Consider the following 6,000-nt stretch of genomic DNA (forward strand, 5'->3'; position numbering starts at 1 on the left):
CCCGCTGCTCGACGTGGCCAATCGGGCCTGCTTGAATGACCGGTTCATTCCTTTGGCTGCCAACGCGATGCCGTTCCGCCGTCCACGAACAATTCTAGGCCAGCGATGAAGCTCGCCTCATCGCTGAGAACGAAAAGCGCAGCGGAGGCAACTTCGTTTGGGCTGCGCCATTAGCCCCATTGTCGGGGTAGCAACAATGACTGCGCGGACGTCGTCTGGAACAGCCGTGTCCGTAGATGCAGGGGCAGAAGATCGACGCGGATGCCGCGGGGGATCAATTCCGCCGTCCAAGTGCGGGCACCAGCATCAAGCCTGATAACACTCATGATGAGGTTGATTTTGGTGCAGGTCCGCCGGGATGTAGAACAAAACAAGCAAAAGGGCCGTTGCTCTTCATCTTGTTGAGGACCGTTCAATATCCGGCGGACGCCTGAGCTTTATCCTTAGGTTGCACTTTTCAGCTCTGGCCGATGCAGAGGGTCAAAGGGGCGCCCCCTGAAGCATATGCCTACCGTGGACGAGGAGCGGAGAGCGCCTCATGAACGGCCCATCAGTAAGTGTTGATCGAGGGCTGCACTTCATTCAGCAGTGTCCAAGCAGCCTGGCAACTGTGGCATCATGCCAAGAACATGATCGGGAAAACAAAGCCATTCCTGCAGCCATTGGCTTGATGACGGGAAAAACCTGAAGGGGCGCCATTGCTCAGAGGACTTCGTGAAATGTCGAGGACGGACGCACAGGATATGCTCCGGCGCGCGGTGCAGTCGGCGCTTGCGGGCCTGGCGACATATCTCCTCATGCGCCACCTGAACCCGGCAGAGGCCTTTCTGGCGATCCTGAGCGCAGTCCTGATCATCCAGCCTTCGGTGGGCGGGACGATGGGTGCAGCCTGGACACGTTTGCAGGCCACTCTGACCGGAAGCCTGATCAGCCTTGCCTGTGTCATGCTTCTTCCGGACATCTTGGGGACACCTGCGGCGCTTGCCCTGTCGTTGCTGGTGGTGGGCGGCATAGCGGGGCTGCGCCCTGATTGGACCTATGGCGCCGTGGCGGCGGTTGCCATCGCCTTGTCCCCCGAAGCGGAAGCACCCGAGACAGCAGGCATGAGGGCGCTGGCGATCGGCCTGGGCGCGGCCATAGGCGTGATCGTCTCGCTGCTGATCTGGCCGGACCGCGCGGAAGCACGGTTCGACCGGCACTTCCGGAATGCCTTGCGCGCGACGGCGACGCGTCTTGATGATGCACTGGAGGCTGCAACAAGGAAGGGACGGGAGGCGGCCCCGCCGGATCATGTCTCGGCTTATCACAAGGCGCTCCAGCAGGCACAGGAAGCCCTGGGTGCCGTGAAGCTTGTTGATTGCGCGCAAATGCAACGCCGCCTTGATGCGCTTCGCAGGCTTTATAACTCGGTCATCATCCTGGACCGCGCTGCCGAGGCCAGTGTGTCGTCCTTCGCCGAGAACAGCCGTTTGAGGGACGAGATCATCACCCTCCGCCGTGAGACTTGCGGCATCCTGAAGGCACTGGCTGAAGGAAAGGAAAGCACCAAGCAGCGAAGGCGGCAGATCGACGATGCGCTGAGACGGTTGAGGGCAGTGTTGGCGGATGATGATCCCGGATCAGAGTTGCATCGGAACCGCAACGCCCTGGCCTTTGGGCTGTATGAAGTGCGCGAAACGCTTTCTGAGCTTGTCGGGAGTGTCCTGAACTTTGTGTATCTGGCCCGGTCCATGCGGTTTCAGATACTCAAGCGTCGAAGCGCTCGCCGAACATTATGGCGAACTGGTTGCGGGCCGCAAACCATTCCCGGACGTTTCGGCCGTCTTTCTCGAAGCTGCGGATGGCCAGGTAGATCAGCTTTGTCGCCGCTTCGTCTGTGGGGAATGACCCTCGGGTCTTGATCGACTTGCGGATGACCCGGTTCAGACTTTCTATGGCATTGGTGGTGTAGATGATCTTGCGGATCGCCGGATCGAAGGCAAAGAACGGGATCACCTCGGCCCATGCTCGTCGCCAAGCTGGGGCGATTGAGGCGTATTTCCCGGCCCATTTCTCCTCAAAGGCATCGAGTTCGGCCTCGGCCATTGCGGCGGTTGGGGCGCTGTAAATCCGGCGCAGGTCGGCGGCCGCAACCTTGCGGTCCTTCCAGGAGCAAAAGCTCAGGCTGTGCCGCACCAGATGCACGATGCAGGTCTGGACCAGGGTGTCCGGAAAGGCGGCGGTGATGGCCTCAGGAAAGCCCTTCAGTCCGTCGACGACCCCGATCAGGATGTCCTGAACACCCCGGTTCTTCAGCTCGTTCATCACCGCCAGCCAGAACTTGGCGCCCTCGTTTTCGGCGATCCACAGGCCGAGGACCTCGCGCAGGCCGTCACGGGTCACGCCAAGGGCGATGTAGACAGCCTTGTTCTTGACCGTGCGGCTGTCGGCATCCCGGATCTTCACCCGCAGTGCATCAAAGATCACGATCGGATACATCCGGTCCAGTGCCCGGCTTTGCCATTCCCGAACCTCGTCCAGAACGGCATCGGTGACGCGGCTGATCAGGTCGGGGGAGACCTTCAGGCCGTAGAGATCGAGCAGATGCGCCTGGATATCGCGCACCGTTAGCCCGGCGGCATAGAGCCCGATGATCTTGTCATCCATGCCGTCAATGCGGGTCTGGCCCTTCTTCACCAGCTCCGGCTCGAAGCTGCTGTCGCGGTCGCGGGGCACAGCTACCGGCAGTTCGCCGTCCTGGCCCTTCAGCACCTTTGTCGACGAGCCGTTGCGCCGGTTCGCCTGGCCGGGCGGCGCTTCCTTGCCTTCCTCATAGCCCAGATGCGCGGTCAGCTCCGCGCCCAGCATCCGCTCCATGAGCCGGATCTTCAGTTCCTTCATCAGCCCGGCATCGCCGAGCAGATCCTCAGGGCGCTCAACACCCTTCAGCAGTTCATCCAGAAGTTCCTTGGAGATCGTCATGCATGCTTCCTTTCGGTGAAGCATGGACCGGATCACTCATACACAGAAGACCTGACACCCTCAGCTTGTCGCACTCTGCAAGAAGGAAGAATGATCCGCGAAGCGGGGGCCGCCCACCCGTTACTGGAATGCTACCGATGAACTGCTGCGCCTTGTTCCCCAACCCTTGGGGGACAAACTCCGGCTTTCAGTTCCGTCGGAAAGCATGCTGCTTCTGATGCCCAAAGTGGATCAAGAAGATGGATCGAAACAGAAGCCTTGGCAAAGGCTGTCCAGCGGGGCGCGGTAAATCTTACGAGGAATTGCATGGCTATGCGATGTCTCAAAGCGACTGCCCGACAACGGCTTGCCTTCCGAACCCACGGGTCCTCAATGGGCGCGCAGGAAACGCGGTGCCAGAAGCGCGGCAAAGACGGCGCCTAGCGTATCCATGATGATGTCGATAACGGTATCGTTCTTGCCCTTGATCACGTTTCCTGGTGCCAACAGGTCAAAGGCCCATTCAGCCACTTCCCACCAGGCGCCAATGGCTACCCCCAGGCTCGTCACCATGGCGGCCGTTATCAAGGTCCATCCTGGCCGGAAGACCCGTGTGCAGACCAGAAGCGCCAGCCAGAACGTTATCGCAAAGAGCGTGGCCGCGTGCAGCACTCGGTCGAACCACCAGGCTGCGGCATACAGGTCGAAGGCATAGCCCGCCACATTGGCCGCAAGCAGCAGGACCGCAAGGCTCCAGGCTATCGCTCGCCCCTGAGACGTAGCTTCCATTGTCGCTCCTTCCATGGACTGGCGCAGCCACGGTTCCCTTTCCTTTTCGTAAGCAAGGATACCGCAGGGCGGGTTTTCTGTTTCTTCAATGAGCAAGCGGGCCTTCTGTCGTGACGCTTCGGCGTCAGTTGCCGAAGGCAGGCCGCATCCGGATGTCTCGTCGCGTGCGAACCGAAAGGACCGGGCAAAGTCACGTTGCAAGGTTTGACTCCACCCGTCCTTCGTCGCCCTGGCACGAAAAGAGCGGCCCGCTGGGGCAAGCCCCTTTTCGCATGAGGTCAGCCACCGACCTGCTCTTGCTCGACCGGTTCCAGCGCTTCGACCTCGGTCTGCTCGTAGGGCAGGTCGTAGAACTCACGTCCCGGATCCCAGCCATAGTCATAACCATAATAGGGATAGGCGTAATAGCCTCCGCCGCCCCATGCCACATCCGGACTCACCACCACGGCGGCGACCTTTCCATCACGCACGATCAGATCGTCAACGTAGCCATAGTTGGTGAAGCCATCCCCGTCTTTCAGGCGCGCGTAGTCCCCGATAAGCTCGCCCGCACGCCAGACGCGACGTCCCGTATCAACGACATCTGCCCCGTCCCCTGTGACTTTCTCGACGTCCGAACTTGCTTCGGTGACAGTGACCATCTCATCGGTGAAGAGCGTGAAGTCCTCGACCAACTCCTGCGTGAACGGGATCTCGATGCCGTCATCCCACCTGGACGCTTCGACCATGTCCCACGGGATGTTCACATGGGTGTCGCCGAACTCGAAAAAGCCGCCCACCTCGGCCACAACCGACAAGATCTGCCCGTCCCTGTCGAAAAGGACGTTCTCGACATTGCCGATGTCATCGCCCGTGGGACCTTTTACCTCGGAACCGATCAGGTCCTCGACGCTGATGCCGTTCGCGTAGAGGTCATCATACCGCCATCCTGCCAATGGAAGGATCTCGGTCTTGATCTTCACCTCTTGGGCCGCTGCGAGAGTGGGCAGCCCCGCAAGGGCGGAGGCAGCGAAAAGAACTTTCATCATCATCGCACGCATAGGAGCGTCTCCTGTGTTGGCGTCCACCGGGCACATGCAAGGAAAGTCCGCGTGCAAGTGCGACCAGGTGGAGACGCTTCCCACCTGCTCGGTATTCCCAGAACTTCCTTGTGCTGGTGTTCATGAAACCTGCTTGGACCGAAGCGACGGTGAACATTCGCACCGTCTGTGTCGGGTCTGTGACAGGCTATGACAGGCAGAGCCGCCTGACACATTCTGTTACCACTTTCCGCTGGGTTCCAGATGTGGCGGAGTCATACTGGCCCAAGGAAAGCCCAACACGATCAATGAAAGGCGCAGCGGAATGTCCGATCATCACATTCTGATTGTCGACGATGATCCGGAAATCCGCGATCTGGTGTCGCAAGTCATCTCGGCGGATGGGTATCGGGCCAGCCAGGCGCCGAATGTCCGATCGGCGCAGCGCGTGCTTGAGGAGAGGCCGGTGGATCTGATGGTCCTTGATCTGATGCTGCCGGGCAAGGACGGGCTGACCTTCTGCCGCGAGTTGCGGGCCACCGGCGTCACGACGCCGATCATCATGCTGACGGCCAAGGGAGACGACTTCGACCGCGTTCTGGGTCTGGAGATGGGGGCTGACGATTATCTTCCAAAGCCATTCCACGGGCGCGAACTGCTGGCCCGCATCAAGGCCGTGCTGCGCCGAAGCGCCGGGCCGAAACCGGCACCACAGGATCCGGCGTCCCGGTTCATCTCCTTCGACGGATGGCGCCTCGACACCGGCAAGCGGGAACTGATTTCGGCGGATGACATCGTGGTCCAACTGAGCAGCGCGGAATACGAANCCCAGTTCCTGCGCGACCTGATTGCCGCAGTTCCCTACCGGCTTCATAAGGTGTTGACCGACAATGGCATACAGTTCGCAAACCGGAGCTGCGACACGACCGCCTTCGAGCACATCTTTGGCCGCGTGTGCCGCGAGCATGGGATCGAGCACAGGCTGACGAAGGTAAGGCATCCCTGGACGAACGGCCAAGTCGAGCGGATGAACCGCACGATCAAAGAGGCAACCGTCAAGCGCTTCCATTACGACAATCACGATCAACTGCGAACGCACCTCGACGACTTCATCGCAGCCTATAACTTTGCCCGTCGGCTCAAGACGCTGAGCGGCCTGACGCCCTACGAATACATCTGCAATGTCTGGACTTCAGAGCCAGACAGATTCATCGTCGATCCGATCCACCAGATGCCGGGACTGAACACCTAG

The 6,000-nt window shown here is 60.2% G+C and carries 3 protein-coding genes and 4 pseudogenes; 3 read left to right on the forward strand and 4 right to left on the reverse strand.

All coding sequences use genetic code 11. The annotated features are described in order from the left end of the window. Window positions 1-44 precede the first annotated feature (44 nt). A pseudogene (locus IE224_RS21385) lies at window positions 45-152 on the reverse strand (hypothetical protein); the annotation flags it as partial. Between the two features lie 591 nt (window positions 153-743). Here IE224_RS21385 and IE224_RS20980 point away from each other — a divergent pair. After that, window positions 744-1,682: pseudogene (locus IE224_RS20980) on the forward strand (FUSC family protein); the annotation flags it as partial. 64 nt (window positions 1,683-1,746) lie between these two features. Here the strand turns inward: IE224_RS20980 and IE224_RS09060 are convergent. The 3 genes from IE224_RS09060 to IE224_RS09070 form a co-directional block, all read right to left on the reverse strand. Next, window positions 1,747-2,961 (reverse strand): IS256 family transposase, encoded by a 1,215-nt coding sequence (locus tag IE224_RS09060; protein WP_191309622.1) that lies wholly within the window; start codon window positions 2,959-2,961, stop codon window positions 1,747-1,749. Between the two features lie 369 nt (window positions 2,962-3,330). Next, window positions 3,331-3,729, reverse strand: coding sequence for a DUF2238 domain-containing protein (locus IE224_RS09065; protein ID WP_191309624.1), 399 nt, complete (start codon window positions 3,727-3,729; stop codon window positions 3,331-3,333). Between the two features lie 278 nt (window positions 3,730-4,007). Continuing rightward, window positions 4,008-4,769, reverse strand: coding sequence for a PRC-barrel domain-containing protein (locus tag IE224_RS09070; RefSeq protein WP_191309626.1), 762 nt, complete (start codon window positions 4,767-4,769; stop codon window positions 4,008-4,010). A 304-nt stretch (window positions 4,770-5,073) separates the two neighbouring features. On the opposite strand from IE224_RS09070, the pseudogene IE224_RS09075 reads away from it, so the two are divergent. Beyond that, a pseudogene (locus IE224_RS09075) lies at window positions 5,074-5,361 on the forward strand (response regulator); the annotation flags it as partial. Window positions 5,362-5,577: 216 nt separating this feature from the next. Next, window positions 5,578-6,000 (forward strand): annotated as a pseudogene (locus tag IE224_RS09080) (integrase core domain-containing protein); the annotation flags it as partial.

The sequence above is a fragment of the Paracoccus aerius genome (assembly GCF_014656455.1).
GTDB lineage: Bacteria > Pseudomonadota > Alphaproteobacteria > Rhodobacterales > Rhodobacteraceae > Paracoccus > Paracoccus aerius.

Coding starts and splice junctions, on each gene's coding strand:
- IE224_RS09060 (WP_191309622.1), bottom strand. CDS start 2,961: ATGACGATCTCCAAGGAACTTCTGGATGAACTGCTGAAGGGTGTTGAG.
- IE224_RS09065 (WP_191309624.1), bottom strand. CDS start 3,729: ATGGAAGCTACGTCTCAGGGGCGAGCGATAGCCTGGAGCCTTGCGGTC.
- IE224_RS09070 (WP_191309626.1), bottom strand. CDS start 4,769: ATGCGTGCGATGATGATGAAAGTTCTTTTCGCTGCCTCCGCCCTTGCG.